Raw genomic sequence first — 26,432 nt, 5'->3', positions numbered from 1 at the left:
GCGGATCACAGCGGACAGATGGGGATCGTGGCGCCCGCCTCGTAGCCCTCGGAGGCGGCCGGCACCACGAGAATGCCGTCCGCCGCCGCGAGCGCCCCGGCCGGCAGGGCGCCCAGCGCGAGCGGCTCGGCCCCGTCCGGCCCGAGGCGCAGCGGCACCAGCTCCGCGAGTCCGACGGTGGAGGCGACGCTGCGGGCCAGCCGCGCCGTGGCCGGCGTCGGCGCGGCGACGCCCATCAGGTCCAGCAGCAGCGGCCGCAGCAGCAGCACCCAGGCCGCGAGCGCATCCTCGGCGCGGCCGGGCAGCAGCAGCACGGGCCGGCAGGCGACGGCACCTCCGCCGGCGGTCATGCCCGGGCGCGCGCCGATGCCATGCACGTCCAGCGTGCCGGCATCCGCCAGCCCCGCGGCGCTGCGATCGCCCGCGCCCTCCCCCGTGCCGCCGACGAGCAGCAGCACGTCATGGTCCGCCACGGCGGCGTGCAGCGCCGCGGCGATGGCGGCCGGGTCGTCGGGCACCGGCGGCCGGACGCGCAGCTCGGCGCCGAGCGCGCCGAGCAGGGCGGCGAAGACCGGCGCGAGCGTGTCGCGGGTGGGATCGGCGACGATCTCATCCCCCGTCGCGATCCAGGCGCAGCGCGGCGCGCGCACCGCGACCCCGGCGACGCCGAGCATCGCGAGCGCCGGCAGGTCGCGCGCGGCAAGCCTCTCCCCGGCGTGGCGCAGCACATGGCCGGCGCCCATCTCCTCCCCCACGCCGCGCACGCCCTCGCCGGGGGCGATCGCCTGAAGCGCCTGGGCGAAGGGGCCTTCCAACACCAGGTCGAAGGGCGGCAGCACGGCATTGGCGGGCGTCGGCAGCGGATCGCCCGCCGCGACACGCCGGGGGGTGGTCATGAGCGGCAAGGGCGCATAGGGGCCGGCGCCCTCGGTCTCGGCCGCGACCACGGCCCAGCCATCGCGCAGCGCCACCGGCGCCGCCGGTACCGGGCCGGCGGCGCGCAGCGGTTCCGCCAGCACGTGGCCCAGCGCGGCGGCCACCAGCAGGTGGCGCGCGGGAACCGGTGCGCCGACATGCGCCAGCAGCGCGGCGAGCGCGGCATCGGGCGCGGTCAGGCGCAGGGGGGTGGTCGACATGCCGGCCCTTTGGCGCAGCGCCGCGCCCTTGGCCAGGGGCGTGGCGCGCTTTACCGGTCTTGGTCGCATGGGCTATATATCATGAAACATAGCGCTTCGCCCCGCATGCACCGCCGCCCACTGCTTCGCCTTGCCGCCACGATCGCCGCGCTGCCGCTGCCCGCCCTCGCGCAGGCGCAGCAGGGGCCGATGGTCTTCGCCGCGGCGAGCCTGACCGACGCGCTGCGCGCCCTGGGCCAGGCGTGGCAGGCGCGCGGCAATCCGCCGCCGCGTTTCGCCTTCGCGGCCTCCTCCGCCCTCGCGCGGCAGATCGAGCAGGGCGCGCCGGCGGACCTGTTCCTCTCGGCCGACGAGCCCTGGATGGACTACGTGCAGCAGCGCGGCCTGATCGTGCAGGACACGCGCGTCAGCGCGGTCGGCAATGCGCTGGTGCTGGTCGCCCCGGCGCGCACCGCGGCCGCCCTGACCCTGGCGCGCGGGACCGACCTCGCCGCGCTGCTCGGCCCGTCCGGGCGGCTCGCAACCGGGGATCCCGCGCATGTGCCGGTGGGCCGCTATGCTGAGGCCGCCCTGCGCTGGATGGGGCAGTGGGAGTCGATCGCCCCGCGCCTCGCCCGCGCGGAGAATGTCCGCGCCGCGCTGCTGCTGGTGGAGCGCGGCGAGGCACCGCTCGGCATCGTCTACGCCACCGACGCGGCGGCCAGCCGCGGCGTCGCGGTGCTCGGCACCTTCCCGCCGGAAAGCCACCCTGCCGTCACCTACCCCTTCGCGCTGACGCGGCGCGCGGCCGGCGACGCGCAGGCGCGCGCGCTGCTCGCCTTCCTCGCGGGGCCGGAGGCACAGCCGGAATGGCAGCGCTTCGGCTTCGGCCTGGCACGCTGAACGGCCATCCATGCTGACGCCGGAGGAGTGGGATGCGATCCGCCTGTCGCTCGCGGTCGCAACGCGCTCGGTCGCCATCTCGCTCGTGCCGGCGGTCGCCGTCGCCTGGCTGCTCGCGCGCGGGCGCTTCCCGGGGCGGATGCTGCTCGACGCGCTGGTGCACCTGCCGCTCGTCGTCCCGCCGGTGGTGGTGGGCTGGGCGCTGCTGATGCTGTTCGGCGTGCGCGGGCCGATCGGCGCGCCGCTCGACGCATGGTTCGGCATCCGGCTGGTGTTCACGACCGAAGGCGCGGCCCTCGCCACCGCGGTCATGTCGTTTCCGTTGATCGTGCGCGCGGTGCGGCTGGGGCTCGAGAATGTCGATCCGGGGCTCGAGGCCGCCGCGCGGACCCTCGGCGCCGGCCCGCTGGACCGCTTCGCGACGGTGACGCTGCCGCTGATGTCGCCCGGCATCCTGGCCGGCGCGGTCACCGCCTTCGCCGCGGGGCTCGGCGAGTTCGGCGCCGTCATCACCTTCGCCTCCAACATCCCCGGGGAGACGCAGACGCTGCCGCTGGCGATCTACGCCGCGACGCAGACGCCGGGGGGGGAGGCGATGGCGGCGCGGCTCGCGCTGATCTCCTTCGCCCTCGCGGTCGCCGGCCTGCTGCTGGCGGAGGTGATCGCGCGCCGGATGCATCTGCTGCTCGGCCGCGCCGGATGATCGAGGTCGCGCTCCGCCACCGCTTCGGCACCGGCGGCTTCGCGCTGAACGCCGCCTTCTCCGTACCGGCGACAGGCGTCACGGCGCTGTTCGGCGCCTCGGGCTGCGGCAAGAGCACCGTCATCGCCGCCATCGCCGGCCTGCTGCGGCCGCGGGAAGGGCGCGTCGCGATCGGGGAACGGCTGCTGCTCGACACCGCGTCGCGCATCTGCCTGCCACCCGAGGCGCGGCGCTGCGGCGTGGTGTTCCAGGATGCCCGGCTGTTCCCGCATATGAGCGTCGCGACCAACCTGCGCTACGGGCTGCGCCGCGCGCCGACTGGGGAACAGGGGCCCGGCTTCGGGGAGGTGGTGGAGCTGCTCGGCCTGGCACCGCTGCTGGACCGACGGCCGGGCGCGCTGTCGGGCGGGGAACGGCAGCGCGTCGCATTGGGCCGCGCATTGCTCGCGCGGCCGCGGCTGCTGCTGATGGACGAACCGCTCGCCGCGCTGGACGCGCCGCGCCGGGCGGAGGTGCTGCCCTTCCTCGCGCGGCTCTGCGGCGCCGCGCGCCTGCCGATCCTGTACGTGACGCACGCGCTGGATGAGGTGGACGCGCTCGCCGATCATCTCGTGCTGATGGAGGCCGGGCGCGTCGTTGCGCATGGCGCGGTGGAGGAGATCTCCGCGCGCACCGACCTGCCGCTGCTCAGCGCGCGGCGCGATGCCGGCGTGCTGCTGCCCTGCACGGTCGAGCACGTGACCGAGGGCGTGGCGGTGCTGGGCTTCGCCGGCGGCACGCTGCGAACCGCCGCCCATGTCGGCCCGCCGGGGACGCGGCTGCGCATGCGGCTGCGCGCGCGCGACGTCGCGGTCGCGACCGAGGAGCCGCGCGGCCTGTCCACCAGCAACATCCTGCCCGTGACGCTCGCCGCCATCCTCGATGCGCCGGAACCGGCCGAGGCCTTCCTGCGGCTCGCCGCCGGGCCGTCCCTGCTGCTCGCGCGCGTGACGCGGGAGAGCGCGCAGCGGCTGGCGCTGCGCGAGGGCATGCCGCTGTGGGCGCTGGTGAAGGCCGTGACGATCGACCATCGCGGCGGGCCGCCGGCGTGACGCGCCCGCTGCTCAGCCTGCGGATCGACCTGCCGCAGGGGCGGATCGGGCCGGGCAAGATCGCGCTGCTCGAGGCGATCGCGCGGGAAGGCTCGATCTCCGCCGCGGGGCGCGCGCTCGGCATGAGCTACCGCCGCGCCTGGGACCTGGTGGATGCGCTGAACCGCATCGCCGGGACGCCCGTGGTGGTGGCGAGCCCCGGCGGCGCGCGCGGCGGCGGTGCCAGCCTGACAGAGGCCGGGCGCAGCCTGGTTGCCGACTACCGCGCCATCGAAGCGGCGGCCGACCTCGCGGCCGAGGATCGCCTGGCGATGCTGGCCGCGCGCCTGACGCGCTGATCACCCGCCGGCCGAAAAGCGCCCGACCAACCGGTGCCGTTCGCCGGCATGCCACAGCCGCGCGAAGGTCACCGGCACGCGGCCGTTCCAGGTGCGGCGTTCGACGACCAGCGCGGCGTCGCCGGCCTTGATGCCGAGCAGCCGCGCGATCCGCGCCGGCGCGCGGGCGGCGTGGATGGCGTGCTCCGCCTCGGTCCAGGGGACGTGGTCGAGCAGCCAGCGGCCGGGCGGCGTGGCCGCGAAGGGTTCTTGCGCCGCGGCGCGCGCGGCACGCAGGTTGATCAGCCGTTCCTCCACCTGAATCGGCGTCTCGTCGGCCATGTGCCGGGTGGTGAGTGCGAGCAGCGGCGTGCCGTCCTGCACCGCGAGCGCATCGCCCTTGGCGGGGCGTTCGGCGCGCTCCAGCACCTCGAAGCGATGCGCCTGCCCGGCGGCGCGGATCTCGGCGCCGATGTCCCAGATCTCGAAGACGGCGCGGCCGCGCGCCTCGGGGCTCGCCACGGTGCCGGCGCGGCGGTTGCGGCGCACCAGGCCTTCGGCGGCAAGGGCGGCGAGCGCGCGATGCACCGTCATGCGGGAGGCATCGAAGCGCAGCATCAGCTCGCTTTCGGGCGGGATGCGCCCGCCGGGCGGAATCCGGCCGGTGAGGATGGCCTGCGCGACGGCGCGGCGGATCTGCGCGTGCAGCGGGCCCTCGCCGTCGAGAACGAAGTCGCTCACGCGGCCAGGATCCGTGCCGGCGCGGCGCCGATGTGCCGTTCGGCCGCCGCGCGCCGCGGATGCGGGCCCCGTTCGGTGAGATTCATCTTGCGTATCGGCGCCCTTCGTCGCACCATATTGTATATACAATATAGCGTTTGGCCTCATCCGGCCAGTGGTTTCGAAGGGTGTCCGGCGGATGCCGGCCTCGCCGGTCTTCGCCCGTTTCCACCAGGGGGTGCGCGCATGATCAGGACTCTCGTGCCGGGCGAGGTGCCGCTCGCCGGCTGGGCCGCCATCCTCGAAGGCGCGGCGATCCCGCTCGACCCGGGCGCGCGTGCGGGGATCGATCGCGGCGCGGCGGCGGTGGCGCGCGTGATCGCGGCGGGCGAGACCGCCTATGGCGTGAACACCGGCTTCGGCAAGCTGGCCTCGGTGCGCATCGGCGATGGCGACCTCGCCGCGCTCCAGCGCAACCTGATCCTGTCGCATGCCTGCGGCGTCGGCCCGGCGCTGCCGGCGGGCATCGTGCGGCTGATCCTGGCGATGAAGGCGGCGAGCCTCGGCCGCGGCGCCTCCGGCGTGCGGTGGGAGGTGGTGGCGCTGATCGAGGCGATGCGCGCCCAAGGCGTGCTGCCGCTGATCCCGGCCAAGGGCTCGGTCGGTGCCTCGGGCGACCTCGCGCCGCTCGCGCACATGACGGCGGCGATGCTGGGCGAAGGGGAGGCGCTGCCAGGCATCCCGGCGGCCGATGCGCTGCGCGCCGCGGGCCTCGCGCCCGTCACGCTCGGGCCCAAGGAAGGGCTCGGGCTGATCAACGGCACGCAGGTCTCGACCGCGCTCGCGCTGGCGGGGCTTTTCGCGGCGGAGCGCGTGTTCCGCGCGGCCCTCCTCGCCGGGGCGATGACCGTCGATGCGCTGCGCGGATCGGACACCCCCTTCGATGCGCGCATCCACGCGCTGCGCGGCCATGCCGGGCAGGCGGATGTCGCGGCCGCGCTGCGCGGCCTGCTCGCCGGCAGCGAGATCCGCGAAAGCCACCGCACCGACGACCCGCGCGTGCAGGACCCCTATTCGCTGCGCTGCCAGCCGCAGGTGATGGGCGCTTTGCTCGACCTGCTGCGCTTCGCCGCGCGCACGCTGGAGACCGAGGCGAATGCGGTGACCGACAACCCCCTGGTGATGGAGGATGGCGCCATCGTCTCCGGCGGGAATTTCCATGCCGAGCCCGTCGCCTTCGCGGCCGACCAGGTCGCCATCGCCCTGGCCGAGATCGGCAGCCTGGCCGAACGCCGGATCGCGCTGCTGGTCGATCCGGTGATGAGCGGCCTGCCCGCCTTCCTCGCCCGCGACCCGGGGCTGAATTCAGGGCTGATGATCGCGCAGGTCACGGCCGCGGCGCTCGCTTCGGAGAACAAGCAGCGCGCCGCGCCGGCCAGCATCGATTCCCTGCCCACCTCCGCCAACCAGGAGGATCATGTCTCGATGGCGACGCATGCGGCGTACCGGCTGATCGAGATGGCCGGCAACGCCGCCGCCATCATCGGCATCGAGGCGCTGGCCGCGGCCGAGGCGCTGGAGCATCGCCGCCCGCTCCGCTCCTCCGCCGCCATCGAGGCGGCGCATGGCGCCCTCCGCGCCGAGGTCGCGCCGCTGCTCGCGGACCGGCTGCTCGCACCCGACATCGCGGCCGCGACGCGGCTGGTCGAGGACGGCGCGCTCGCCGCCGCCGCCGGCCTCGCGCTGCCGGGCCTGACGCCATGACCGAAGGGAGGACCGGCCGATGAGCCGCATCGCCAATGCCCGCCTCGTCACCGCCCCGCGCGGACCCATCCCGGTCTGCCGCTCCTGGGGGGCGGAAGCGGCGATGCGGATGCTGATGAACAACCTCGACCCGGAGGTGGCGGAGAAGCCGGAGGAGCTCGTCGTCTATGGCGGCATCGGCCGCGCCGCGCGGGACTGGGATGCCTTCGACCGCATCGTGTCCTCGCTCAAGGGGCTGTCGCCGGACGAGACGCTGCTGGTGCAGTCCGGCAAGCCCGTGGGCATCTTCCGCACCACGGAGGACGCACCGCGCGTGCTGATCGCCAACTCCAACCTGGTGCCGCACTGGGCGACCTGGGAGAAGTTCCACGAGCTCGATCGCAAGGGGCTGATGATGTACGGCCAGATGACGGCCGGATCGTGGATCTACATCGGCAGCCAGGGGATCGTGCAGGGCACCTACGAGACCTTCGCGGAGGTCGGGCGCCGGCACTATGGCGGCTCGCTTGCGGGCCGATGGATCCTGACGGGCGGGCTCGGCGGCATGGGCGGGGCGCAGCCGCTCGCCGCGACCATGGCCGGCGCATCGATGATCGCCGTGGAGTGCCAGCCGTCCCGCATCGAGATGCGGCTGCGCACGCGATACCTCGACACCAAGGCCGAGACGATCGAGGAGGCGCTCGCCATCGTCGAGGCGGCCAGGCGCGAGGGGCGCGCCGTCTCCGTCGGGCTGCTCGGCAATGCGGCGGAGGTCTTCCCCGAGATGCTCCGCCGCGGCATCCGCCCAGATGCGGTGACGGACCAGACGAGCGCGCACGACCCGCTGAACGGCTACCTGCCCGCCGGCTGGACGCTGGCGGAATGGGAGGAGCGGCGCACGCGCGACCCGGAAGGCACGACGCTCGCGGCCAAGCGGTCCATGGCGGTGCAGGTGGAGGCGATGCTCGGCTTCTGGCGCGCCGGCATCCCCGTGCTCGACTACGGCAACAACATCCGCCAGATGGCGCAGGAGATGGGCGTCGCCGACGCCTTCGCCTTTCCCGGCTTCGTGCCGGCCTATATCCGCCCGCTCTTCTGCCGCGGCATCGGACCCTTCCGCTGGGCGGCGCTGTCGGGGGACCCGGAGGACATCGCGCGCACCGATGCGAAGGTGCGGGAGCTGATCCCGGACGATCCGCATCTGCACAACTGGCTCGACATGGCGGGCAGGCGCATCGCCTATCAGGGGCTGCCGGCGCGGATCTGCTGGGTCGGGCTCGGCGACCGGCACCGGCTCGGCCTCGCCTTCAACGAGATGGTGGCGAAGGGCGAGCTCAAGGCGCCGATCGTGATCGGGCGGGACCATCTCGATTCGGGCTCCGTCGCCTCCCCGAACCGGGAGACGGAGGCGATGGCCGACGGGTCCGATGCGGTGTCCGACTGGCCGCTGCTGAACGCGCTGCTGAACACGGCATCCGGCGCGACCTGGGTCTCGCTGCACCATGGCGGCGGCGTGGGCATCGGCTTTTCCCAGCATGCCGGCATGGTGATCGTGGCGGATGGGACGGACGCCGCGGCGCGACGGCTCGCCCGGGTGCTTTGGAACGACCCTGGCACCGGCGTCATGCGCCACGCCGATGCCGGCTACGATATCGCGATCGACCATGCGAAGCGGATGGGGATGAAGCTGCCCTCGCTCGGCATCGGTGGCTGACACTCGCCGCGGCAGGCTGCCCGCAGCGGGGGCAGAGGAATGGGCGGCCGCCGGCCGGGTATCGTTCCGGTGGCTTTACACCGGCGCGGCGCTCCCCCCAGGATGCGCCGCCCGCCTTGCAGGAGAGGCCGTGATGAGCGTGGTGACTGCGACCGATACCGAGGCCTTCGCGCGCGACGGCGCCGTCGTGCTGCGCGGCGCCTTCGCCGAATGGGTCGAGCCGCTGCGCGCGGGCATCGAGACGCTGATCGCCCATCCCGGCCCCTATGAGCGCAGCTACCAGCCCGCGGACGGGAGCGCGCGCTTCTTCCAGGACCTGTGCAACTGGCAGCGCATCCCGGAATTCCGCGCCTTCGTCCAGGACGGGCCCGGCGCGGCGATCGCGCGCGACCTGATGGGTGGTGCTACGGCGCGCTTCTTCCACGACCATGTGCTGGTCAAGGAACCTGGCACGAGCATGGTCACGCCCTGGCACCAGGACGGGCCGTACTACTGCGTGGAAGCGGAACGCTGCGTCTCCTTCTGGATCCCGCTCGACCCGGTGGGGCGCGACGTGACGCTGGAATGCGTCGCGGGTAGCCACCAATGGGGCCGCCTGATGAAGCCGAAGCGCTTCGACGGCACGGACCTCTATGCCGGCGACACGCGGGAGGAAATGCCCGACATCGACGCCGCGCGCGACCGCTTCACCATTCTGGGGTGGGAGATGGCGCCGGGCGACGCCGTCGCCTTCCACTACCGCACGGTGCATGGCGCGCCGGCGAACACCTCGCCCGAGCGGCGCCGTCGGGTCTTCTCCGCGCGCTGGGTCGGCGACGATGCCGTGTTCCGCGACCGCGGCGGGAAGGGATCGCCGCCGCTGCGCCACATCCGGCTGGCGGATGGCGCGCCGCTCGACGGGCCGGATTTCCCGCGCATCCTCTGACGCGCGACGCGAACGACGACAGGCAGGCAGGACAGGAACGGAGAGACGGCATGCAGCGACGCATCATCCTCGGCAGCGCGGCGGCGGCGACGGCCGCGACGCTCGCCACCCCGGCGCTGAGCCAGGGCCGCATCGAATGGCGCATGATCACCATCTGGCCGCGCAACCTGCCAGGGCCGGGTGTGGCGGCGCAGCGCTGCGCGGACCGTATCGGGCAGCTGTCCGGCGGGCGGCTTACGGTGCGCCTGTTCGCGGCGGGCGAGGTGGTGCCCGCGCCGGGCGCCTTCGACGCGGTCGCGGCCGGCACGGCGGACCTCTATCACGGCGTGCCGTCCTTCTGGATCTCGAAGTCGCCCGGCATCGGCTTCTTCGGCTCCTTCCCCTTCGGCATGACGGCCTATGAGCGCCAAGCCTGGATGATGCACGGCGGCGGCACCGCCATGTATGACGAGATCTACGCCCGCTTCGGCATCAAGCCTTTCATCGTTGGCGATTCCGGGCCGCAATGGCTCGGCTGGTTCCGCCGGGAACTGCGCTCGATCGAGGATTTCCGCGGCCTGCGCCTTCGCACCGCTGGCCTGGGCGGGGAGATGTTCCGCCGCGCCGGCGCCTCCGTCGTCACCCTGCCGGCGGGCGAGATCTTCTCCGCGCTGCAATCGGGCACGATCGACGCGGCGGAGTTCCTAGGCCCCTTCAGCGACGCGCCGCTCGGCCTGCACCAGGTCGCCAAGAATTTCTACTTCCCCGGCGTGCAGGAACCGTCCTCGGCCGAGGAGATCGGCATCAACATGGCGCGCTGGAACGCCCTGCCGGACGACCTGAAGCGCATCGTCCGCTACTGCGCCATGTCGCTGCACGAGGAAACGACGACCGAATACGATTCGAACCATCCGCGCGTGCTGGCGGACCTGGTCGCCCGCCATGGCGTGATCGTGCGGGAAGCGCCGCGCGACCTGCTCATCGCGCTCGGCACCTCCGCCGGCGACATGATGCGGGAGTTCCGCGCGCACCAGGACCCGCTGGTGAAGCGCATCGCCGACAGCTACGCGGAATTCCGTAACCGCAGCGCGGCCTACATGATGCAGTCCTACGGGGCGAACTTCCTGGCGCGGCAGTTGCCGATCAACTGGGGCTGAGTTGCGCTTCCTCCTCCGCCTTGCCGAGGGCGCCGACGCGGTCAACCGCGCAATCGGGCTCTCGGCCCGCTGGCTCGCCGTCGCGCTGGTGCTGGTGCAGTTCGCCGTCGTGGTGCTGCGCTACGCCTATGGCAGTTCCTTCGTCTGGATGCAGGAAGGCGTAATCTACCTGCACGCCTTCCTGTTCATGCTGGCGATCGGCTACGCCTACCTGCTCGATGCGCATGTCCGCGTGGACTTCTTCTCCGCCGCCTGGTCGGAACGTACGCGCGCCTGGGTGGAACTCGCGGGCATCCTCGTCGCGGTGCTGCCGTTCTGCTGGCTGCTGGTCTGGGCCAGCTGGGGCTACGTCGCGCGGTCCTTCATGATGGGCGAGGGGCCGATGCAGGTCGGCGGCCTGCCGCTGCAGCCCTATCTCAAGGGTCTCATCCTCGCCATGGCCGGGCTGCTCGCGATCCAGGCGCTTTCGGTCGCGGTGCGCGCCGTCGCCGTCATCCTGGGCGCGGCGGATACCGTCTTCCCGGCGCGCCAGCAGGTCTCGGAAGGATGAGCGCGCTCGCCGATGTCGGGCCGATGCTCGACCTGCTCATGCTGTTCGCGCTGTGCACGCTCATCATGGTGGGCGTGCCGGTGGTGTTCATCCTGACCGGCTGCGCCATCGTCTTCGGCGGGCTCGGCATCCTGCTCGGCGCCTTCGATCCCTTCATGTTCGGCGCGCTCGCGCAGCGCGTCTTCGGCACCATGACGAGCGAGGTGCTGATCGCCATCCCACTCTTCGTCTACATGGGCATGATGCTCGAGAAGTCGAAGATTGCCCCCGACCTGCTGGAGGCGATGGGACGACTCTTCGGCACGCTGCGCGGCGGGCTCGCCGTCTCGGTCACGCTGGTGGGCGCGCTGCTCGCCGCCTCCACCGGCATCGTCGGCGCGACCGTGGTGACCATGGGCCTCATCGCCCTGCCGGCCATGATGCGCCACCGCTACGACCCGGCCTTCGCCACGGGCACCATCTGCGCGGCCGGCACGCTCGGCCAGATCATCCCGCCCTCGACCGTCATGGTCATCCTGGGGGAGGTGCTGGCCGCCGCCTACCAGCAGGCGCAGCTCGCCCAGGGGAAGTTCTCGGTCGAGACGATCTCGGTCGGGCAGCTCTTCGCCGGCTCGATGATCCCGGGGCTCATGCTCGCCGGCATCTACATCCTCTATCAGGTCGTGATCTGCCGCCTGCGGCCGGAACTCGGCCCCGCCATGCCGGCCGCGGAACGCGCGGGGGTAACCGCGGCTGATCTGGCCCGCGCGCTGATCCCCCCCATCACGCTGATTGTCGCGGTGCTCGGCTCGATCCTCGCGGGCGTCGCGACGCCGACGGAGGCGGCCTCGGTCGGCGCGGTCGGCGCGACGCTGCTCGCCGGGCTGCGGATCCGCCCGGAGAACCCCTGGCCGATCTATGTCGCAGCGCTCTCGGCGCTTGGCATGGTGGTGCTCGGCAGCCTGTTCGACCTGCGCATCGGGCGGCAGGAAGCGCCGTTCGGCGACCGCGCCGCGGCCTGGTCCGCCACGGTGCTCGGGCTCGGCCTCGCCTGGGGCATCGTCGTCTCGCTGCGCCGCGCCTTCGGCGGCGGGATGCTCGGCGCGGTGTCGCATTCGACCATGACGGTCACGGCGATGATCTTCGCGACGCTGATCGGCGCCACGCTGTTCAGCCTGGTGTTCCGCGGCCTGGGCGGGGACGAGATGATCCGCGCCTTCCTCGAACAGGTGCCCGGCGGGAAATGGGGCGCGCTGGCGGTCGTGATGATCGTGATCTTCATCCTCGGCTTCCCGCTCGACTTCGTGGAGATCGTCATCATCGTCGTGCCGATCGTGGGCCCGGTGCTGCTGCAGATGGACATCGACCCGATCTGGCTCGGCGTGCTGATCGCCATGAACCTGCAGACCAGCTTCCTGACGCCGCCGCTCGGCCCGACTCTCTTCTACATCCAGGGCGTGCTGCCGCAGGGCGTGGGGTCGGGCGACGTCTATCGCGGTGTCACGCCCTTCGTGATCCTGCAGGTGATCGGGCTCGCCCTCGTCATGGCCTTCCCGGTGCTGGCCACCTGGCTGCCCGACATGCTCTTCTGACGCGCCTGCTGCTTCGGGAGAGAGGATTGCTTCGCCGCTTCGCGCTGCTCGCCTGCCTGACGGTCGCCGCCTGCGGCCTGCCGCCCAACCATGCGCTGCGCGACTGGGCGCGCACCGCGGGCATCGCCGTCGACCGCCCATCCCTCGCGCCCGCCGCGGCCGGGGACGTGCTGGCGCGGCAGGCCGCGCTCGCAGGCTGGCTCCAGGCGCTGGCCATCCTGGCGGAGGAGGAAGGGATGCCCGCCTTCGGCCCGGCGCAGGGCAGCGCCCCGACCGATCCGGCCTCGACCGCGCTCGCCGGCGTGCTGCGCACCGCCGCCGCCACGCCGCCGAATCGCGGACCGGCGGTCGGCGCCGACGCGCAGGACGAACAGCGCCGCCTGCCCGTCGCCATCCGCGCCGCCGATCCGCATGTGCAGGCGCTCATCGCCGCGCTGTCGGCCGACATGGCCGGCGGGGAACGCGAGGAATACCGCCGCGCGCTGGCCGCGATCGGCGCGACGCATGGGATGCTCGCCGCGCGCGCGCGGCATTTGCGCCAGGAAGACCTCGCACGGGACCTGCGGCAGGCCGAGGACGGGCTGCGCCGCATCATGCTGCGCCTGCCGCCGGACCCGATGGTCGCCGCACGGCCGCGCGGCGCGACGCTGCTGCCCTAGACGCGCCTTCCGTATCGCCGAGCGATTCCGCCCGGCTCGAAGACGCGTCAGCCCCGCGGCATCGCGGCCACGCCGCGCCGCAGGGAATCCTCGGCGGCGCGCAGGCTGCGCCCCATCTCATCCTCGGTCAGGTCGCCCGCGCGCGCGGCCATCGTCGCGTGGTCCGTCGCAATGCGCCGCACCAGGGCGGCATAGGCGGTCTCCTCGCCGGCCACGCGGACCAGCGCGGCGGCCAGCGCCTGCACATCCGGGTCCATGGTGCGGATGGCGTAGCGGACCTGCGGCGCGCGCCAGTTGGACCGCGTGGCGCGCCGCAAGGTGCGGCCGAGCGACGCGACCGCCTCCCCGCCCCGCGCATCCGCCGCGGTGGCGCGGGCGGCGAGCGCGACGAAGGGATCCTCGGGGTAGGGCAGCACGCCGTCATCGGCCATGCGCGCGATCGCGGCCAGCGTCAGGCTCAGCGCGTCGCGCATCGCCTCGGCGCCGTCGCGCGACGTCGCCTGCGCCGCGGCGGAAGGATGGTCGACCGCGATGCTCGCCGTCCGCGCCCAGTCGCGGGCGGCCGTGTAGTCGGGCGCGCTGCAGCCGGAAAGCAGCAGCAGCGCGGCAAGACACAGCGCGGGAATCCTCATCGTCGCACCCCTTCCATCCGTCCGGCCGCGCGGCGTCGCGCGCGGCCGCATCCTGGCACACGGGCCGTCATCGCCGGCGCCGCAACAGCAGATGCACCGCGCCGGTATTCGCGCTGTGCGGATGCGCCGCCCCCAGCAGGATCCGCCGCAGGTCCGGCGCGTTCAGCCAATGCGGCAATTCGCGCCGCAGCACCCCGCCTTCGGCCGAGGACCCCCGCCCCGTGATGACCGCGACGCAGCGCACGCCATCGGCATAGGCATCGGCGAGGAAGCTGCGCACCGCGCCATGCGCTTCCTGCGCGCGGCGACCATGCAGGTCGATGGTGCGCTCGGGCCGGATGCGGCCGCGCCGCAACTCCTTCCAGCGGCGATCGTCGAGCCCCGCCGGTGGCGCGTTCACCACGATGTCGGGCGGCGCCCAGCGCATCGGCGGCGCGGCGACGGGCGGCGGCGGCGCGGGCGCGGCAATCACGGGCACGGCGGGCGGCGCAGGCGGCTCGGGCGGCAATTCGCGCCCGGGCAGCGGCGCCACCTCGGCCGCATAGGCGCGCCACAGCGCGCGATCGGCTTCCGTCAGGCCCCGCGGGCGGCGGCGGGTCATGCAGGCGGCAGCGCCGCCGGGTCGTCGTCCACCAGCAGGATGTGCAGCCGCCGCGGACCATGCGCGCCGAGCTCGAGCGTCTGCTCGATATCCGCGCTGCGCGACGGGCCGGTCACCAGCATGACGTTACGCGGCATGAAGCCTTCCGGGCGGCCGTCCCGCAGCAGGTCCCAGGCTTCCTCATAGGCCCCGACGATGCGGGAGGCGCGCAGCACCACGATCTCCGTCTCGGCGAGGATGTTGAGCGTGGTCGGCCGGCGCGGGTCGGAGGGCAGCATGAGCGTGCCCGTCTCCGCGATGCCGGCGAAGCCGTGCTGGACGGACACGGCGTCGCTGCCCTGCGCGCGTCGCGCCTCGAACTCCAGCATCGGCTTGGCAGACCAGTCGAGGCCGGTCAGCTCCTCATGCGGGGCCAGGACGAAGCGGGAGGGGAGGTTCTGCTGCGCGAGGTAGTCGGCGATCGCGCCAGGCACGTCGCGCAGGCCGGGCAGCCGCGCGACGGAGCCGAACTCCTTCTCCACGTTGCGCACGAACAGCGCCACCTGCTCCGGCCGCGGCACGCGCGACCGCGCGGGGATCAGGTGGCGCGGATGCGTCGCGAGGCGCCCCTCGATCATCGCGCGCTGGTCGGCCGGCAGCGGGCCACGCTTCAGGCCGCGGCGGATGGCCGAGAGGATCTGCTCCTTGCTCATCCGTCAGCCCCGCCGCTTCATCTTGGCGTAGCGCGCCATGAAGGTGCCGCCCTCCGGTGCCGGCAGATCGCGCCCCGCCGTCCAGCCGCCCGCCAGGGGCAGGGAGGAGAAGGCGCCGCGCCCGCGCGCGAGCAGCGACAGCGCGCCGACCGCGAGCCGCGTCGCCGCGCGGTACATCCCCGGCCGCCTGGCGAACCACGCCCAGATGGCGAGGTTGCTGCGCACGGCGGCCGGCGTCAGGTGACGCTCGAACTCCCTCTCCCGCCAGTGGCGCATCAGCTTCGGCAGCGGGATCTTCACCGGGCAGACGCTCTCGCACTTGCCGCAGAAGGTGGAGGCGTTGGGCAAGTGCCCCGCCTTGTCCACGCCGACGAGCGACGGCGTCAGCACGCTGCCCATCGGCCCGGGATAGACCCAGCCATAGGCATGCCCGCCGGTCACGCCGTAGACGGGACAGTGGTTCATGCAGGCGGCGCAGCGGATGCAGCGCAGCATCTCCTGGAACTCGGAGCCGATCATGTTCGACCGGCCATTGTCGATCAGCACGACATGGTATTCCTCCGGCCCGTCGAGGTCGGCCGGCCGGCGCGCGCCCGTGCTGAAGGTGGTGTAGACGGAAAAATCCTGTCCGGTGGCCGACCGTGCGAGGAGGCGCAGCAGCGACGTCGCATCCTCGAGCGTCGGAACCACCTTCTCGATGCTGGCGAGCGCGATGTGCACGCGCGGCAGCGTCTGCGTCAGGTCGCCATTGCCCTCGTTCGTGACGATGACGCTGCTGCCCGTCTCGGCGATCAGGAAGTTCGCGCCGGTGATGCCCACGTCGGCGGCAAGGAAGCGTTCGCGCAGCTTGGTGCGCGCCTCGGCCAGGATGTCCCGGCGCTCATGGAAGACGCGGTCGGGGTCCAGGTCGGTGTGCAGGCGCCGGAAATCGGCCTCCCAATCCTCCCGGTTCAGGTGGAAGGCGGGGGCGATGATGTGGGACGGGTGCTCGCCCCGCAGCTGGATGATGTATTCGCCGAGGTCGGTCTCGACCGGCACGATGCCGTGCTTCTCCAGGTGGTCGTTGACCGCGATCTCCTCCGAGATCATCGACTTGCCCTTGGTGACGGTCCGCGCGCCCGCCTTGCGGCAGATCTCGAGCACCGCCGCGCGCGCATCCTCCGCCGTCGCGCACCAGTGCACCTTGCCGCCGGCGCGTTCGACATTGGCGGCGAAGATCTCGAGATAGACGTCGAGGTTTGCCAGGGTGTGGTTCTTGATGTCCCGCCCGATGTCGCGCAGCTGCTCGAATTCCGGCAGCCGCGCCACGGCCTCGGCCCGGCGCTGGAGGAAGGCGCCCTTGGCCTTGCCGAGCGCCTTCTGCAGGCCGGCATCGCCGAGCGCGCGTGCCGCGTTCCGCCTGAAGGCGGGGGAGGTGATCTGGACCAATGTTGCGACCTCGGAAGATGTCGTCTGCCGGGGTGAATGTAGCGCGATCCCGGCCGCGGGACAGGGCGGCCCCGCGCGGGGCTTGCCCTATGCCGCCCGGGGGGCGAAAAGGCCGCGCACCCCTTCCGGGGCCCGATTCGCGCCTTTGCAAGGAGAAGCGCCGGTGATCACGCGTCGTTCCCTTTTCGCCGCCGGTGGCGGTGCCCTGCTGCTCTCCGCCTGCGAGACCGCGGTCACGATCGATGGCCGCTTCCCGATCATGGACGTGCTCGGCACGCAGCCGGACGTCTCCGAGTTCCGCTCCGCGCTCCGCCGCTCCGGGCTCGACCAGGAGCTTGCCGGCGCCGGGCCCTTCACGGTCTTCGCGCCGACCAATCTCGGCTGGGCCGCGGCCTCGGCCGAATTCCGCAACGGCGGGGCGGCGGCGCTGCGCAACCTGATCGCCGGCGGCCGGCTGCGCCTGCCGGACATCCAGGCCCGCGGCGGCCGGGTGCGCATGCTCTCGGGCATCGACATCCGCGTGGTCGGCGGCACCGCGGCCGAACCGCGCATCCAGGCGGCCCGCGCTGGCGGCGCCCCCTCGGGCGCCTCGGCCAGCGTCATCCGGCCGAACCTGCTGTGCAGCAACGGCATCGTCCACGTCATCGGCGGCGTGCTGATCCCGACCGCGGCCTGACGCCATCCGCGGGCGCCGTCCTGATCAGGGCGGCGCGCCGCGCTTCCAGGTGAGCACCAGCACGTCGCGGCAGGACGGCAGGCCCGGATCTGCCGGCGCGACCGGCGTGACACCGTGCCTCACGCGCGGATCGTCCAGCACCGCCGTGTCGAGCGGATCGCTCAGGACGAACTGCGCGAGGCGCGCCCCCGCATCGTCCTCGATCACCGTCTCCCCACCCGCCAGGTTGGTGCGCGCGATCATCGCGATCAGCACGCAATCGACGCCGTCATGGTGCACGCCCTCGGGCGTCGGGAAGCCGGGGGTGCCGGCCGCGGCCTCGATGCGGAATTGGTGCGCCTCGACGAACCAGGGATGCGCGCCGTGCAGCGCCTCGGCCATCGACCGGCCCAGGCCGAGCAGCGCGACCATGGGGGCCGAGGCGGCGACCGCGTCCTCCATCGGCGCGAACCACCGATCGACGCCGCCATTCAGCGTGTTGTGGGCCACCGCCTGGAAATGCGGCCGGTGCGCACCGCGGCGATGGCCCGGCACGCCGGGCTCGGCGGCGAAATTGGCGATGCGCCGGCGCCGGTAGCGCCCGCCATCGGCCATGAAGGCATCCGTCTCCAGCCGGTTCCACGATGCGAAGAAGGGGGCCAGCGCATCGGGGCGCTCGCCCTGCCCCATCAGCGTGGCCATCTGCGCGCCGGGGATGCGGGCGAAGCCGCGCGCGGCGAGGTCGGCGAGCGGGCCCGCGGGCGCAGTCATGGGCCCTTCCCCTCGCCGATCGGCGGCACCTCGGCCGCCATGCCGGCGAGCACCTCGGCCACGTGGCGGACCTTCACCGCGCTCCCCTCGCGCTTCAGCCGCCCGGCCATGTTCAGCAGGCAACCGAGGTCGCCCGCGAGCAGCGTGCCCGCGCCGGTCGCGGCGATGTCGCGGCACTTGTCGGTGACCATGCGCGTCGAGATCTCCGGGTACTTCACGCAGAAGGTGCCGCCGAAGCCGCAGCAGATCTCGGGGTCCGCCAGCTCCGCCAGGGTCAGCCCCTGGACGCTGCCGAGCAGCTGGCGCGGCTGGGCCTTCACGCCCATCTCCCGCAGGCCCGAGCAGGAATCGTGGTAGGTGACGCGGTCGCCATAGGACGCCGCGACGCGCTCCATGCCCATCACGTCCACAAGGAAGGAGACGAGCTCGTGCGTCCGCCCGGCCAGCGACTCGGCCTTGGCGCGATAGCCGGGATCGTCGTCGAACAGGCTGGGGAAGTGATGCGCGATCATGCCCGCGCAGGACCCCGACGGGGCGACGACGTGGTCGTAGCCCTGGAAGGCGTCGACGACGGCGCGGGCGAGGTCGCGCGCCGTGGCGCGGTCGCCCGTGTTGAAGGCGGGCTGGCCGCAGCAGGTCTGCGTGTGCGGCACCTCGACCTCGCAGCCCGCCTGTTCCAGCAGGCGCAGCGCGGCGAAGCCGACCGACGGGCGATAGAGATCGACGAGGCAGGTGACGAAGAGCGCGACGCGCGGCCGGGGCGTGGACATGCCCTGGATGATAGGTGCGCCCCGCCCGCGCGGACAGTCCCGCGCGGGGAAGATCAGTTCAGCCGCTGGCGCAGTTCGGTGGCGAGCGCGCGCATCCGCTGTGCTGCGTCGCCGTCGGGCACCAGTTCCAGGAACCGGTCGAGGCAGGCGAGCGCGGCGCCGATGCGGTCGAGCCGCTGGTTCATCAGCCCCGCTTCCCGCCAGAGCGGCGCGTGGTCCGGCGCGAGGCGGAGCATGTCCTCCGCGCAGTCCAGGGCGCTGTCCAGCGTGCCGGCGCGCAGGCGCCGCAGCTTGATGTTGTTCTGCAGGCGCAGCAGCACCTCCCGCTTCGCCATGGGGCGCAGCAGGCCGGGGCGGAGTTCCGCCGCCTCCCCCTCCACGCGCTTGAGCAGGGCGCGCAGCGCCGGCGCCTCCAGCGCCGTGCCGCCGGCGAAGACATCCACCAGCACCTGGCCGCGCGGGGCTTCCAGCGCGATCAGGAAATGGCCCGGGAAATCCACGCCATGCGCGGCCCAGCCGGCCGCTTCCGCCGCGTGCAGCCACAGGATGCCGAGCGCGACCGGCAGGCCGCGGCGGCGTTCCAGCACGTGGATCAGGTTGGCGTTCGCCGGGTCGTCATAGGTCTCGGAATCGCCGGCCAGGCCGAAGCCGCCGTGCAGGACGCCCGCCAGCGCGTCCCGCCGGCGGGCGGGGTCGCCGGCGTCGGCCTCGGGGTCCGCGGCCGCGGCCTCGACGGCAGCACGGGCGATGGCGGTCAGGCTCGCCGCGGCTTCGCGCCAATCGGCCTCCGGCGCGTCGATGCGCGCGAGTTGCAAGGCGACGGCGCCGATGTCGAGTTCGGCATCGGGTAGGCGCCCTGCCGCGTCGAGCGCGGCGCGGGCTTCATCCTGGGCGGTCAGCGGCATGGGCCGAGTGTCGCGGGCCGCGCGGCGCGCATCAAGGCGGCCGTGCGGCAAGACTGAGGTTTCGGATCCGCAGCGACGGGCGCAGCCGCTTGGCCGCGGTGGCATCCGACCTCGCCGGGGCCGCGGACCTCCCGCTCGCCCGCCCCGCGCCTGCCGGCGGGATCGCGTCCGGGCCGGCCGCGGTGGCGTCGCCCCCGCCCCCTGCCCGGCAGAAGACGCGCGCAGGGGGCGGCTGTGGCGGGGGCATCGGCGAAGACGACCGCGTCGCACGGGTGAAGGGTGAAGGCACCCTGCACGGCATCGATCACGTTCCCGGCAGTCTCATTCTGAAAACGTGACAATTATCGACCTCGGCGGCATTCTTCTTTTCGGGATGCGCCGCGACAAACGAGACACCCCGCGCGCTCCGAGGAGACCATCCGTGATTCCTGATTCCCGCGCGCGCCTCGCCTGCGCGCTCATCGGCGCCCTCGCCCTTTCGGGCTGCGGCACCTACCACGTCCGCGCCGACAACGCCGCGCTGCAGAACGAGCCCCGCCCGCAGGCATGGAGCGGCAGCATCGCGCTCGCCTCCGACCCGGCCGGCGCGCGCTGCGCGGTCACGCGCGGCGGGGCGGCCGTGACGCAGGTGACGACGCCGGCCCAGGTCACCCTCGCCCGCGGCAACGACCCGGTCGAGGTGCGCTGCTCCGCCCCGGGACGGATGGACACGGCCGTCACGCTGCGGCCGCTGCGCGACTTCGGCGTGCATCACCACCAGCCGACCGGCCCGGTGGGCACCAACAACAACCGGGAAGACATCCAGACCGGCCGCGTGCGCCGCTTCTTCGACGCGACGGTCGCGCTCCCCCCGGCCGCCTTCGCCTCGGCCGCGGAACGCGATGCCTTCTTCAACGCCCGCGCCGCCGCCATCCGCGCCGGGTGGGAGCCGCAGATCGCCCGCGCCGAGCGGTCGCGCGACGCGATGATCGACAGCGCCGACACGCTGCGCGGCTACATGCAGCAGGACCTCGCGGCGCTCGATCGGCAGAAGGCCGCGGCGACCATCGCCACCGCGGCGCGCGGTCGGCGCTGATCGCGTTCGCGCAGGGGGCGGCCCTTGCGCGAGGTGGGCCGCACGGGGGCTCCGGCCGCCGGGATCAATCGCGGGAGGCGCCATCCTTCCCGCGGTTGGCCTCGGCCGGCTTCACCGCAGCAGGACGGGCAGCAGGGCGTCGAGCCTGACGATGCCCTCCTCCGTCGCCCGCAGCCGGCCGGATGCCGTCCAGGCGAGGTAATCCTCCTCCAGCAGCGCGGCGAGCATCGCCGGGTCGATCGCCTGGGCGAAGGGGATGCCCGCGCGTGCCGCGATCCGCGCCGGATCGACGCCCTCGGCCAGGCGCAGCCCCATCAGCAGCGCTTCGCGCGCCCGCTCGGCGGGGGCGAGGACCTCCTCCCCCGCCGTGCCGTGGCCGTCGCGCTCGACCCGCGCGGCCCATTCCTCCGGCGCGCGATGGCGGCGCAGCGCGACCATGCGGCCATCGGCCAGCATGCGCTGATGCGCGCCAGGGCCGATGCCGAGATAGTCGCCGTAGCGCCAATAGGCGAGGTTGTGCCGGCTTTCCGCGCCCGGCTTGGCGTAGTTGCTCACCTCATAGGGCAGCAGGCCGAAACGCGCGGCTTCCTCGGCCGTGGCGAAGTACAGCCGCGCCGCGTCGTCGCCCTCGGGCAGGGCGAAGTCGCCGCGGGCGTGCAGCGTCGCGAACTGCGTCCCCGGCTCGATGGTGAGCTGGTAGAGCGAGAGATGGTCGGCGGCGAGCGCCAGGGCGCGCCGCAGTTCCGCCCGCCACGACGCCTCGTCCTGCCCGGGGCGCGCGTAGATCAGGTCGAAGGACAGGCGCGGGAAGATGGCGCGCGCGGCCTCCAGCGCGGCGATGGCCTGCGCGGCGTCGTGCTTCCGGCCGAGGAAGCGCAGCGCGGCTTCGTCCAGCGACTGCACGCCGAGGCTCGCGCGGTTCACGCCCGCGTCGCGGAAGGCGGCGAGGCGGCCGATCTCCACGCTGGTGGGATTGGCCTCGAGCGTGATCTCGATGTCCGGCGCGGCTTCGAACAGCGCGCGCGCATCCTCGATCAGCGCGGCGACCGTCTCCGGCGCCATGAGGGAGGGCGTGCCGCCGCCGAAGAAGATACTGGCGAGCGGCCGGCGGCCGGCGCGCGCCGCCTCGAAGGCCAGCTCGCGGCGCAGCGCGTCGCGGAAGCGGGCCTCGTCCACCCGGTCCCGGACATGCGAGTTGAAGTCGCAATAGGGACACTTGGCAGCGCAGAACGGCCAGTGGATGTAGAGGGCGAGGGGTTCGGTCACGGGGCGCATATGGCGCGGCCGGGCCCGCCTGTCGAAGGGGGTGTCCCATGCCGCGCGTCACCGCGCTCCATGCCGCGTTGTTGCTGGCGCTCTACCTCGCGCTGACCTTCCGCGTCTTCGCCGCGCGCTACCGCGCCCGGGTGACGATCGGCACCGGCGGCGACCCGCTGCTGGAACGGGCCGTCCGGGTCCATGCGAATTGCGCCGAATACGTCCCGGTCTTCCTCGTCACGCTGCTCGCCGCCGAACTCTGCGGCGCGGCACCCTGGGCGCTGCACGCGGCAGGCATCGCCATGCTGGCGGGCCGCGCGCTGCACGCCGCCGGCATGTCGCCCGAACCCGACATCCGGCCGCTGCGCGCGGCGGGCATGCTGCTGACGCTGTTGGGGCTGTTCGCGGCACTGGCGCTCGCCCTCGGCGGCGGGCTCGGGCTGTGGTAGCGGCCCGGCCATGAGCGGATCCTCGGTCGAGCGCGTCCGCGCCGCGCTGCTGGCGGCGGGACATCCGGACACCATCACGGCCTTCCCCGAAGGCACGCGCAGCGCGGCGGATGCCGCCGCCGCGGTCGGCTGCGACGTGGCGCAGATCGCGAAATCCATCGTCTTCCGCGCCGGCGCCCGCGCGGCGCTGGTCATCGCCTCCGGCGCCAACCGGGTGGACATGGGCAAGGTCGCGGCGGCGATCGGCCAGGCGGTGAAGCGCGCGGACGGCGCCTGGGTGCGGGACGCGACGGGCTTCGCGATCGGCGGCGTCTCCCCGCTCGGGCACCTCGCGCCGCCGATCCTGCTGCTGGATGCGGACCTCATGGCGCTCGACGCGGTCTGGGCGGCGGCGGGTTCGCCCATGCACGTCTTCCGCACCACGCCCTCGGAACTGCTGCGCATGACCGGCGCCGCGGTCGCCGAGGTGCGGGAGTGATGTGGGCGACGGCGCTCTGGGCGGCCCTGCTGGCCCCGGTCTGCCTGTGGCTGTCCGCGCGGGTGATCGGGCAGCGCCGGCGCGCGCAGGTGCCGATCGGCACGGGCGGCGACGCGGCGCTGGAACGCGCGGTCCGCGCGCAGGCGAATTTCGCCGAATACGTGCCCTTCGCGCTGCTGCTGATGGCGCTGGCGGAAGCCGCCGGCGCGCCGGGCTGGGCGCTGCATCCGCCGGGGGCGCTGCTGCTGGCGGGGCGCATCGCGCATGGCAGCGGCCTCATGCGGGTGCCGGAAGATTTCCGCTTCCGCATCTTCGGCATGATGGCGACCTTCGGGGCGATCGGCTGGGGCGCCCTCGCCTGCCTCGTGGCGGGGACGATCGGTTGGCGTTAGCCTGCCCGGCCCACAGGCCAGGAAGGAAGCGCCATGACCCTCACCGTCCAGCAGATGCTCGCCGCCGCCGAGGCCGCCGTGCCGCGCATCTCCGCCGAGGAGGCCAAGGGCCTGGCCGGCCGTGCCGACGTCGTGTTCCTCGACGTGCGCGAACCGAACGAGGTCGCGGCGTCGGGCAAGGTGCCGGGCGCGCTGACGATCCCGCGCGGGCTGGTGGAATTCCGCGCCGACCCTGCCTCCCCGCTGCATGACGCAAATTTCGACCGGGCCAAGACCATCGTCGCCTATTGCGCGTCGGGCGGGCGCTCGGCGCTCGTGCTCAAGACGCTCAAGGACATGGGCTACGAGAACGTCCGCAACCTCGGCGGCTTCAAGGCCTGGCTCGACGCCGGGGGCGCGGTCGAGAAGACCTGATCCGGGGCGTCAGACCCGGCGCGCGGGGCTCACGCGCCAAGCAGGCCCACTGCTGCCGGCCGTCAACCTTGCTGCGGTCGGGATCAACGCCCGGCGCGCAGCGCCTCCACCGTCGCGAGCGCCTCGGCCGCCGGCACGCCGAGGCGCGTCATGGCGAAATCCGCCATGCCGAGGGCGATCTCCCGTTCGCCCATGACGACGAGACCGATGGCCTGCTCGCGTTCCAGGAAGCTCGCCTCCTCCTCGTCATGGGCGCGCGCGGCGGCGATGATGCCGGGATTGGCGCGGCACGCCATCTCGAGCACGCGCCGGCAGCCCGCGGCATCCGGCATGGCGAGCACGATGAGCCTCGCGGATTCGGGGCGCGCGGCCTTCAGCACCTCGGGCCGCGCCGCATCGCCCCACACGACCGGGACGCCCTCGGCGCGGAGCGCCTCGGCGACGCCGTGGTCGGCCTCGACCACCACATAGGGCTGGCCGTGCCGGCGCAGCGCCGTGGCGACGACCCGGCCGACGCGCCCATGCCCGACCAGGATCGCGTGGCCTTCCAGCCCCTGCGCGGGCGGATGCGACAGGCGCGCCCGACCGCGCCGCGCAAGCCAGGCGCGCATGCGGCGCGTGCCCTCGATCCGCACCGCCGCGCGGTCGGCCAGCCACTGCATCAGCGGCGTGCCGAGGATGGACAGCGTCGCCGCGGCCAGCAGCGGGCCGCGCGCGGCATCCGGCAGCAGCCCCGCGCCGATGGCGAGTTGCGCCAGCAGCAAGGAGAATTCGCCGATCTGCGCCATGGCCCCGGCGACCGAGGCCGCCGCCGGCACCGGCACGCGCAGCGCCAGCAGCAGGCCAAGGATCGCCCCCCCGGTGCCGAGCAGCACCGCGACCAGCGTCGCGATCGAGGTGCCGGGGGCGGCGAGCATCGCGCCGGGGTCCACCAGCATGCCGACCGAGACGAAGAAGATCGCGACGAAGACGCGCTGCAGCGGCGCCGTCTCGGCCGCCGCCTGGTGGCCGAGCGGGCTTTCGCCCAGCAGCACCCCGGCGAAGAAGGCGCCCAGCGCGGGCGAGACGCCGAACAGCGCCGAGGCGCCGAAGGCCGTGCCGAGCGCGACGACGATGACGGCGAGGGTGAACAATTCGCGCGAGCCTGTCGCGGCCACGACGCCGAGCAGCCGCGGCAGGATCACCCGCCCGCCGAGCGCCATGGCGGCGAGGAACGCCGCCAGTTCCAGCGCGGTCTGCCCGACCGCCGCGCCGAGATCCGCCTGCGGGGTGGCCAGCGCGGGCAGCAGCACGAGGGCGAGCACCACAACCAGGTCCTGCACGACCAGCCAGCCCAGCGCGATGCGGCCCGCCTCGCCGGACAGCCGGCCCTTCTCCTCGAGCGCGCGCGTCGCGACGGCGGTGGAGGAGATGGCGAGGGCGAGGCCGAAGACCGCCGCCCCCGCCGCGTCGAGCCCCAGCAGCGCCGCGCCGACCGCGGCGCCGAGCAGCGTGCCGGCCGCGATCTGCGCGACCGCGCCGGGCAGGGCGACGCGCCAGACCGCCAGCAGGTCCCGGGCGCGGAAATGCAGCCCGACGGCGAACAGCAGCAGCGCGACACCGATCTCGGCGAGGCCGGAGGTGACGGCGCCATCGGCGACGAAGCCCGGCGTATAGGGACCCACCGCGATGCCGGCGGCGATGTAGCCCAGCAACGGCGGCAGCCGCAGCAGGCGCGCCACGAAGCCGAAGGCGAAGGCGAGCGCGAGCGCGACCACGAGCGTCGCGACGAGCGGCGGGGCGTGGCTCATCCCCGGCAGGATACAGGGATTGCGCCTGCCGTCAGCCCGCGGGCGGAGAGGCGGCGCCGGGGCCGAGCGGGCGCGTCATCAGCACGCTGTCCACCCATCGGCCGTGCTTCCAGCCGATGGCCGGCAGCAGCCCGGCGTGGGCGAAGCCGGCCCTGGCATGCAGGCGGATGGAGGGCTCGTTCGCGGTATCGCCGATGACGGCGACCATCAGGCGGAAGCCCTGGGCGGCGCAGCGTTCGACCAGCGCCTCGAGCAGCGCGAGGCCCAGGCCGGCGCCGCCCTCGCCGGGCGCGACATAGACGGAGTTCTCGACGGCGTAGCGGTAGCCGGGCCGCGTCCGGTAGGCCGAGGCATAGGCGTAGCCGCGCACGGCGCCGTCCCGTTCGGCGACCAGATAGGGGTAGCCGGCGGCGAGCACGGCGTCGCGGCGGCGCGCCATCTCCTCGGCGCCGGGTGGCGCGTATTCGAAGCTGGCGAGGCCATGGGCCACCCAATGGCCGTAGATGGCGGCGATGGCGGGGATGTCGTCGTCCCGGACGGGGCGGATGGTCGGCGCTGGCATGCCGGAAGGGTGGCCGGGGCGACGCGGGGCGGGAAGCCGGATGACCCCCGGGCTGGTCGCGGCGCGCGGGGCTTCCTTCGCCGGGGCGGCTGGGCTATGGCTGCGGGCATTGGACCCGTAGCTCAGCTGGATAGAGCGCTGCCCTCCGAAGGCAGAGGTCGAAGGTTCGAATCCTTTCGGGTCCGCCAGTTCTCCAGATGCCTGCCTTGCCAGCCCCGATGCGCGACCTCGCGCTGGGCAACGGATGCGTGGCCGCCTCGCATCGCGACCCTCATCGGATCCCGGCGCGACCGAGCGCCCGACGGACAGCCCATCGCGGCTCCGTTCCGCGCCTGTCGCGCCTCCCCGGCACCGGCGATCCGGCTTGCGCAGGGGCACCGCATCCAGTAGCCGTTCCCGCGGGTGCCGCCGGCG

Annotated in this window: 29 protein-coding genes and 1 tRNA gene; 18 read left to right on the top strand and 12 right to left on the bottom strand. The window is 73.7% G+C overall.

Annotated elements, in window-relative coordinates; all coding sequences use genetic code 11:
* Positions 1 to 5: 5 nt before the first annotated feature.
* Complete coding sequence (locus J5Y09_RS09045; protein WP_209351433.1) at positions 6 to 1,136, bottom strand: molybdopterin-binding protein; 1,131 nt, start codon at positions 1,134 to 1,136, stop codon at positions 6 to 8.
* A gap of 105 nt (positions 1,137 to 1,241) precedes the next feature.
* Between J5Y09_RS09045 and modA the strand changes: the two genes are divergently transcribed.
* The 4 genes from modA to J5Y09_RS09025 are packed head-to-tail and all read left to right on the top strand — an operon-like array spanning position 1,242 to position 4,150.
* Positions 1,242 to 2,018 carry a molybdate ABC transporter substrate-binding protein gene (gene modA / locus J5Y09_RS09040; protein WP_209351432.1) on the top strand — a complete coding sequence of 259 codons (777 nt, stop codon included), beginning with the start codon at positions 1,242 to 1,244 and terminating at the stop codon, positions 2,016 to 2,018.
* A 10-nt stretch (positions 2,019 to 2,028) separates the two neighbouring features.
* Entirely contained in the window at positions 2,029 to 2,721 is a 693-nt protein-coding gene (gene modB, locus J5Y09_RS09035; RefSeq protein ID WP_209351431.1) for a molybdate ABC transporter permease subunit, read from the top strand.
* Entirely contained in the window at positions 2,718 to 3,812 is a 1,095-nt protein-coding gene (gene modC / locus J5Y09_RS09030; RefSeq protein WP_209351430.1) for a molybdenum ABC transporter ATP-binding protein, read from the top strand. Before modB ends, modC begins: the two co-directional genes overlap by 4 nt.
* Positions 3,809 to 4,150, top strand: coding sequence for a winged helix-turn-helix domain-containing protein (locus J5Y09_RS09025; RefSeq protein WP_209351429.1), 342 nt, complete (start codon positions 3,809 to 3,811; stop codon positions 4,148 to 4,150). The genes modC and J5Y09_RS09025 overlap by 4 nt, the downstream gene beginning before the upstream one ends.
* Here J5Y09_RS09025 and hutC read toward each other — a convergent pair whose 3' ends face one another.
* Complete coding sequence (gene hutC / locus J5Y09_RS09020) at positions 4,151 to 4,870, bottom strand: histidine utilization transcriptional repressor HutC (protein ID WP_209351428.1); 720 nt, start codon at positions 4,868 to 4,870, stop codon at positions 4,151 to 4,153.
* A gap of 225 nt (positions 4,871 to 5,095) precedes the next feature.
* Between hutC and hutH the strand changes: the two genes are divergently transcribed.
* The 7 genes from hutH to J5Y09_RS08985 all read left to right on the top strand — a co-directional run bounded on the left by hutH (position 5,096) and on the right by J5Y09_RS08985 (position 13,147).
* On the top strand, positions 5,096 to 6,613 hold the full coding sequence (gene hutH, locus J5Y09_RS09015; protein WP_209351427.1) for a histidine ammonia-lyase: 1,518 nt from the start codon (positions 5,096 to 5,098) through the stop codon (positions 6,611 to 6,613).
* A gap of 19 nt (positions 6,614 to 6,632) precedes the next feature.
* Positions 6,633 to 8,306 carry a urocanate hydratase gene (gene hutU, locus J5Y09_RS09010; protein ID WP_209351426.1) on the top strand — a complete coding sequence of 558 codons (1,674 nt, stop codon included), beginning with the start codon at positions 6,633 to 6,635 and terminating at the stop codon, positions 8,304 to 8,306.
* A gap of 133 nt (positions 8,307 to 8,439) precedes the next feature.
* Entirely contained in the window at positions 8,440 to 9,231 is a 792-nt protein-coding gene (locus tag J5Y09_RS09005) for a phytanoyl-CoA dioxygenase family protein (RefSeq protein WP_209351425.1), read from the top strand.
* A gap of 50 nt (positions 9,232 to 9,281) precedes the next feature.
* Complete coding sequence (locus J5Y09_RS09000) at positions 9,282 to 10,367, top strand: TRAP transporter substrate-binding protein (protein ID WP_209351424.1); 1,086 nt, start codon at positions 9,282 to 9,284, stop codon at positions 10,365 to 10,367.
* Between the two features lies 1 nt (position 10,368).
* Positions 10,369 to 10,917: a TRAP transporter small permease subunit gene (locus J5Y09_RS08995; RefSeq protein ID WP_209351423.1), complete on the top strand. Its 549-nt coding sequence runs from the start codon at positions 10,369 to 10,371 to the stop codon at positions 10,915 to 10,917.
* Positions 10,914 to 12,488: a TRAP transporter large permease gene (locus J5Y09_RS08990; protein ID WP_209351422.1), complete on the top strand. Its 1,575-nt coding sequence runs from the start codon at positions 10,914 to 10,916 to the stop codon at positions 12,486 to 12,488. The genes J5Y09_RS08995 and J5Y09_RS08990 overlap by 4 nt, the downstream gene beginning before the upstream one ends.
* 26 nt (positions 12,489 to 12,514) lie before the next feature.
* Positions 12,515 to 13,147: a hypothetical protein gene (locus tag J5Y09_RS08985; RefSeq protein WP_209351421.1), complete on the top strand. Its 633-nt coding sequence runs from the start codon at positions 12,515 to 12,517 to the stop codon at positions 13,145 to 13,147.
* A gap of 47 nt (positions 13,148 to 13,194) precedes the next feature.
* On the opposite strand, the gene J5Y09_RS08980 is transcribed toward J5Y09_RS08985, so the two are convergent.
* The 4 genes from J5Y09_RS08980 to J5Y09_RS08965 all read right to left on the bottom strand — a co-directional run bounded on the left by J5Y09_RS08980 (position 13,195) and on the right by J5Y09_RS08965 (position 16,500).
* A complete protein-coding gene (locus J5Y09_RS08980; protein WP_209351420.1) occupies positions 13,195 to 13,779 on the bottom strand; it encodes a hypothetical protein in 585 nt (194 codons plus the stop codon).
* A 67-nt stretch (positions 13,780 to 13,846) separates the two neighbouring features.
* A complete protein-coding gene (locus tag J5Y09_RS08975) occupies positions 13,847 to 14,380 on the bottom strand; it encodes a Smr/MutS family protein (RefSeq protein ID WP_209351419.1) in 534 nt (177 codons plus the stop codon).
* Positions 14,377 to 15,072: a LutC/YkgG family protein gene (locus J5Y09_RS08970; RefSeq protein WP_209351418.1), complete on the bottom strand. Its 696-nt coding sequence runs from the start codon at positions 15,070 to 15,072 to the stop codon at positions 14,377 to 14,379. The genes J5Y09_RS08975 and J5Y09_RS08970 overlap by 4 nt, the downstream gene beginning before the upstream one ends.
* 3 nt (positions 15,073 to 15,075) lie before the next feature.
* Positions 15,076 to 16,500 (bottom strand): LutB/LldF family L-lactate oxidation iron-sulfur protein, encoded by a 1,425-nt coding sequence (locus J5Y09_RS08965; protein WP_209351417.1) that lies wholly within the window; start codon positions 16,498 to 16,500, stop codon positions 15,076 to 15,078.
* Positions 16,501 to 16,663: 163 nt separating this feature from the next.
* Between J5Y09_RS08965 and J5Y09_RS08960 the strand changes: the two genes are divergently transcribed.
* Complete coding sequence (locus J5Y09_RS08960) at positions 16,664 to 17,176, top strand: fasciclin domain-containing protein (protein ID WP_209351416.1); 513 nt, start codon at positions 16,664 to 16,666, stop codon at positions 17,174 to 17,176.
* 24 nt (positions 17,177 to 17,200) lie between these two features.
* On the opposite strand, the gene J5Y09_RS08955 is transcribed toward J5Y09_RS08960, so the two are convergent.
* From J5Y09_RS08955 to J5Y09_RS08945, 3 genes are read right to left on the bottom strand one after another with little or no spacing between them, the layout of a single operon-like run.
* Positions 17,201 to 17,926 (bottom strand): 2OG-Fe dioxygenase family protein, encoded by a 726-nt coding sequence (locus J5Y09_RS08955; RefSeq protein WP_209351415.1) that lies wholly within the window; start codon positions 17,924 to 17,926, stop codon positions 17,201 to 17,203.
* Positions 17,923 to 18,696, bottom strand: coding sequence for a (Fe-S)-binding protein (locus J5Y09_RS08950; protein ID WP_209351414.1), 774 nt, complete (start codon positions 18,694 to 18,696; stop codon positions 17,923 to 17,925). Before J5Y09_RS08950 ends, J5Y09_RS08955 begins: the two co-directional genes overlap by 4 nt.
* 53 nt (positions 18,697 to 18,749) lie before the next feature.
* Positions 18,750 to 19,601, bottom strand: coding sequence for a SirB1 family protein (locus J5Y09_RS08945; protein WP_209351413.1), 852 nt, complete (start codon positions 19,599 to 19,601; stop codon positions 18,750 to 18,752).
* A gap of 421 nt (positions 19,602 to 20,022) precedes the next feature.
* On the opposite strand from J5Y09_RS08945, the gene J5Y09_RS08940 reads away from it, so the two are divergent.
* Entirely contained in the window at positions 20,023 to 20,676 is a 654-nt protein-coding gene (locus J5Y09_RS08940; protein ID WP_209351412.1) for a hypothetical protein, read from the top strand.
* A gap of 111 nt (positions 20,677 to 20,787) precedes the next feature.
* On the opposite strand, the gene hemW is transcribed toward J5Y09_RS08940, so the two are convergent.
* Entirely contained in the window at positions 20,788 to 21,951 is a 1,164-nt protein-coding gene (gene hemW, locus J5Y09_RS08935; protein WP_209351411.1) for a radical SAM family heme chaperone HemW, read from the bottom strand.
* Between the two features lie 38 nt (positions 21,952 to 21,989).
* On the opposite strand from hemW, the gene J5Y09_RS08930 reads away from it, so the two are divergent.
* The 4 genes from J5Y09_RS08930 to J5Y09_RS08915 are packed head-to-tail and all read left to right on the top strand — an operon-like array spanning position 21,990 to position 23,666.
* Entirely contained in the window at positions 21,990 to 22,382 is a 393-nt protein-coding gene (locus J5Y09_RS08930; RefSeq protein WP_209351410.1) for an MAPEG family protein, read from the top strand.
* Positions 22,383 to 22,392: 10 nt separating this feature from the next.
* Positions 22,393 to 22,860: a YbaK/EbsC family protein gene (locus J5Y09_RS08925; RefSeq protein WP_209351409.1), complete on the top strand. Its 468-nt coding sequence runs from the start codon at positions 22,393 to 22,395 to the stop codon at positions 22,858 to 22,860.
* Positions 22,860 to 23,252 carry an MAPEG family protein gene (locus J5Y09_RS08920; protein WP_209351408.1) on the top strand — a complete coding sequence of 131 codons (393 nt, stop codon included), beginning with the start codon at positions 22,860 to 22,862 and terminating at the stop codon, positions 23,250 to 23,252. The genes J5Y09_RS08925 and J5Y09_RS08920 overlap by 1 nt, the downstream gene beginning before the upstream one ends.
* Before the next feature lie 33 nt (positions 23,253 to 23,285).
* Positions 23,286 to 23,666: a rhodanese-like domain-containing protein gene (locus J5Y09_RS08915; RefSeq protein WP_209351407.1), complete on the top strand. Its 381-nt coding sequence runs from the start codon at positions 23,286 to 23,288 to the stop codon at positions 23,664 to 23,666.
* A gap of 83 nt (positions 23,667 to 23,749) precedes the next feature.
* On the opposite strand, the gene J5Y09_RS08910 is transcribed toward J5Y09_RS08915, so the two are convergent.
* Positions 23,750 to 25,456, bottom strand: coding sequence for a cation:proton antiporter (locus J5Y09_RS08910; RefSeq protein WP_209351406.1), 1,707 nt, complete (start codon positions 25,454 to 25,456; stop codon positions 23,750 to 23,752).
* A gap of 31 nt (positions 25,457 to 25,487) precedes the next feature.
* Positions 25,488 to 26,018 (bottom strand): GNAT family N-acetyltransferase, encoded by a 531-nt coding sequence (locus tag J5Y09_RS08905; protein WP_209351405.1) that lies wholly within the window; start codon positions 26,016 to 26,018, stop codon positions 25,488 to 25,490.
* Between the two features lie 111 nt (positions 26,019 to 26,129).
* Here J5Y09_RS08905 and J5Y09_RS08900 point away from each other — a divergent pair.
* A tRNA-Arg gene (locus tag J5Y09_RS08900) sits at positions 26,130 to 26,206 on the top strand.
* The last annotated feature ends 226 nt before the right edge of the window (positions 26,207 to 26,432 follow it).

It is taken from the genome of Roseomonas nitratireducens (genome assembly GCF_017813355.1).
Taxonomy (GTDB): Bacteria; Pseudomonadota; Alphaproteobacteria; order Acetobacterales; family Acetobacteraceae; genus Neoroseomonas; species Neoroseomonas nitratireducens.
The sequence above is the reverse complement of the archived record's forward strand: the minus strand, read 5'-3'. Positions and strand labels throughout refer to the sequence as shown.

Excerpts from the sequence above, each read along its gene's own strand:
- J5Y09_RS08945 (WP_209351413.1), bottom strand. The coding sequence starts at position 19,601 with ATGCCGCTGACCGCCCAGGATGAAGCCCGCGCCGCGCTCGACGCGGCA.
- J5Y09_RS08905 (WP_209351405.1), bottom strand. The coding sequence starts at position 26,018 with ATGCCAGCGCCGACCATCCGCCCCGTCCGGGACGACGACATCCCCGCC.
- J5Y09_RS08930 (WP_209351410.1), top strand. The coding sequence starts at position 21,990 with ATGCCGCGCGTCACCGCGCTCCATGCCGCGTTGTTGCTGGCGCTCTAC.
- J5Y09_RS08980 (WP_209351420.1), bottom strand. The coding sequence starts at position 13,779 with ATGAGGATTCCCGCGCTGTGTCTTGCCGCGCTGCTGCTGCTTTCCGGC.
- J5Y09_RS08910 (WP_209351406.1), bottom strand. The coding sequence starts at position 25,456 with ATGAGCCACGCCCCGCCGCTCGTCGCGACGCTCGTGGTCGCGCTCGCG.
- J5Y09_RS08970 (WP_209351418.1), bottom strand. The coding sequence starts at position 15,072 with ATGAGCAAGGAGCAGATCCTCTCGGCCATCCGCCGCGGCCTGAAGCGT.
- modB (WP_209351431.1), top strand. The coding sequence starts at position 2,029 with ATGCTGACGCCGGAGGAGTGGGATGCGATCCGCCTGTCGCTCGCGGTC.
- J5Y09_RS08975 (WP_209351419.1), bottom strand. The coding sequence starts at position 14,380 with ATGACCCGCCGCCGCCCGCGGGGCCTGACGGAAGCCGATCGCGCGCTG.
- modA (WP_209351432.1), top strand. The coding sequence starts at position 1,242 with ATGCACCGCCGCCCACTGCTTCGCCTTGCCGCCACGATCGCCGCGCTG.
- J5Y09_RS08955 (WP_209351415.1), bottom strand. The coding sequence starts at position 17,926 with ATGACTGCGCCCGCGGGCCCGCTCGCCGACCTCGCCGCGCGCGGCTTC.
- J5Y09_RS08925 (WP_209351409.1), top strand. The coding sequence starts at position 22,393 with ATGAGCGGATCCTCGGTCGAGCGCGTCCGCGCCGCGCTGCTGGCGGCG.
- J5Y09_RS09000 (WP_209351424.1), top strand. The coding sequence starts at position 9,282 with ATGCAGCGACGCATCATCCTCGGCAGCGCGGCGGCGGCGACGGCCGCG.
- J5Y09_RS09005 (WP_209351425.1), top strand. The coding sequence starts at position 8,440 with ATGAGCGTGGTGACTGCGACCGATACCGAGGCCTTCGCGCGCGACGGC.
- J5Y09_RS09045 (WP_209351433.1), bottom strand. The coding sequence starts at position 1,136 with ATGTCGACCACCCCCCTGCGCCTGACCGCGCCCGATGCCGCGCTCGCC.
- J5Y09_RS08990 (WP_209351422.1), top strand. The coding sequence starts at position 10,914 with ATGAGCGCGCTCGCCGATGTCGGGCCGATGCTCGACCTGCTCATGCTG.
- J5Y09_RS08915 (WP_209351407.1), top strand. The coding sequence starts at position 23,286 with ATGACCCTCACCGTCCAGCAGATGCTCGCCGCCGCCGAGGCCGCCGTG.
- modC (WP_209351430.1), top strand. The coding sequence starts at position 2,718 with ATGATCGAGGTCGCGCTCCGCCACCGCTTCGGCACCGGCGGCTTCGCG.
- J5Y09_RS08950 (WP_209351414.1), bottom strand. The coding sequence starts at position 18,696 with ATGTCCACGCCCCGGCCGCGCGTCGCGCTCTTCGTCACCTGCCTCGTC.
- hutH (WP_209351427.1), top strand. The coding sequence starts at position 5,096 with ATGATCAGGACTCTCGTGCCGGGCGAGGTGCCGCTCGCCGGCTGGGCC.
- hutU (WP_209351426.1), top strand. The coding sequence starts at position 6,633 with ATGAGCCGCATCGCCAATGCCCGCCTCGTCACCGCCCCGCGCGGACCC.
- J5Y09_RS08920 (WP_209351408.1), top strand. The coding sequence starts at position 22,860 with ATGTGGGCGACGGCGCTCTGGGCGGCCCTGCTGGCCCCGGTCTGCCTG.
- hemW (WP_209351411.1), bottom strand. The coding sequence starts at position 21,951 with ATGCGCCCCGTGACCGAACCCCTCGCCCTCTACATCCACTGGCCGTTC.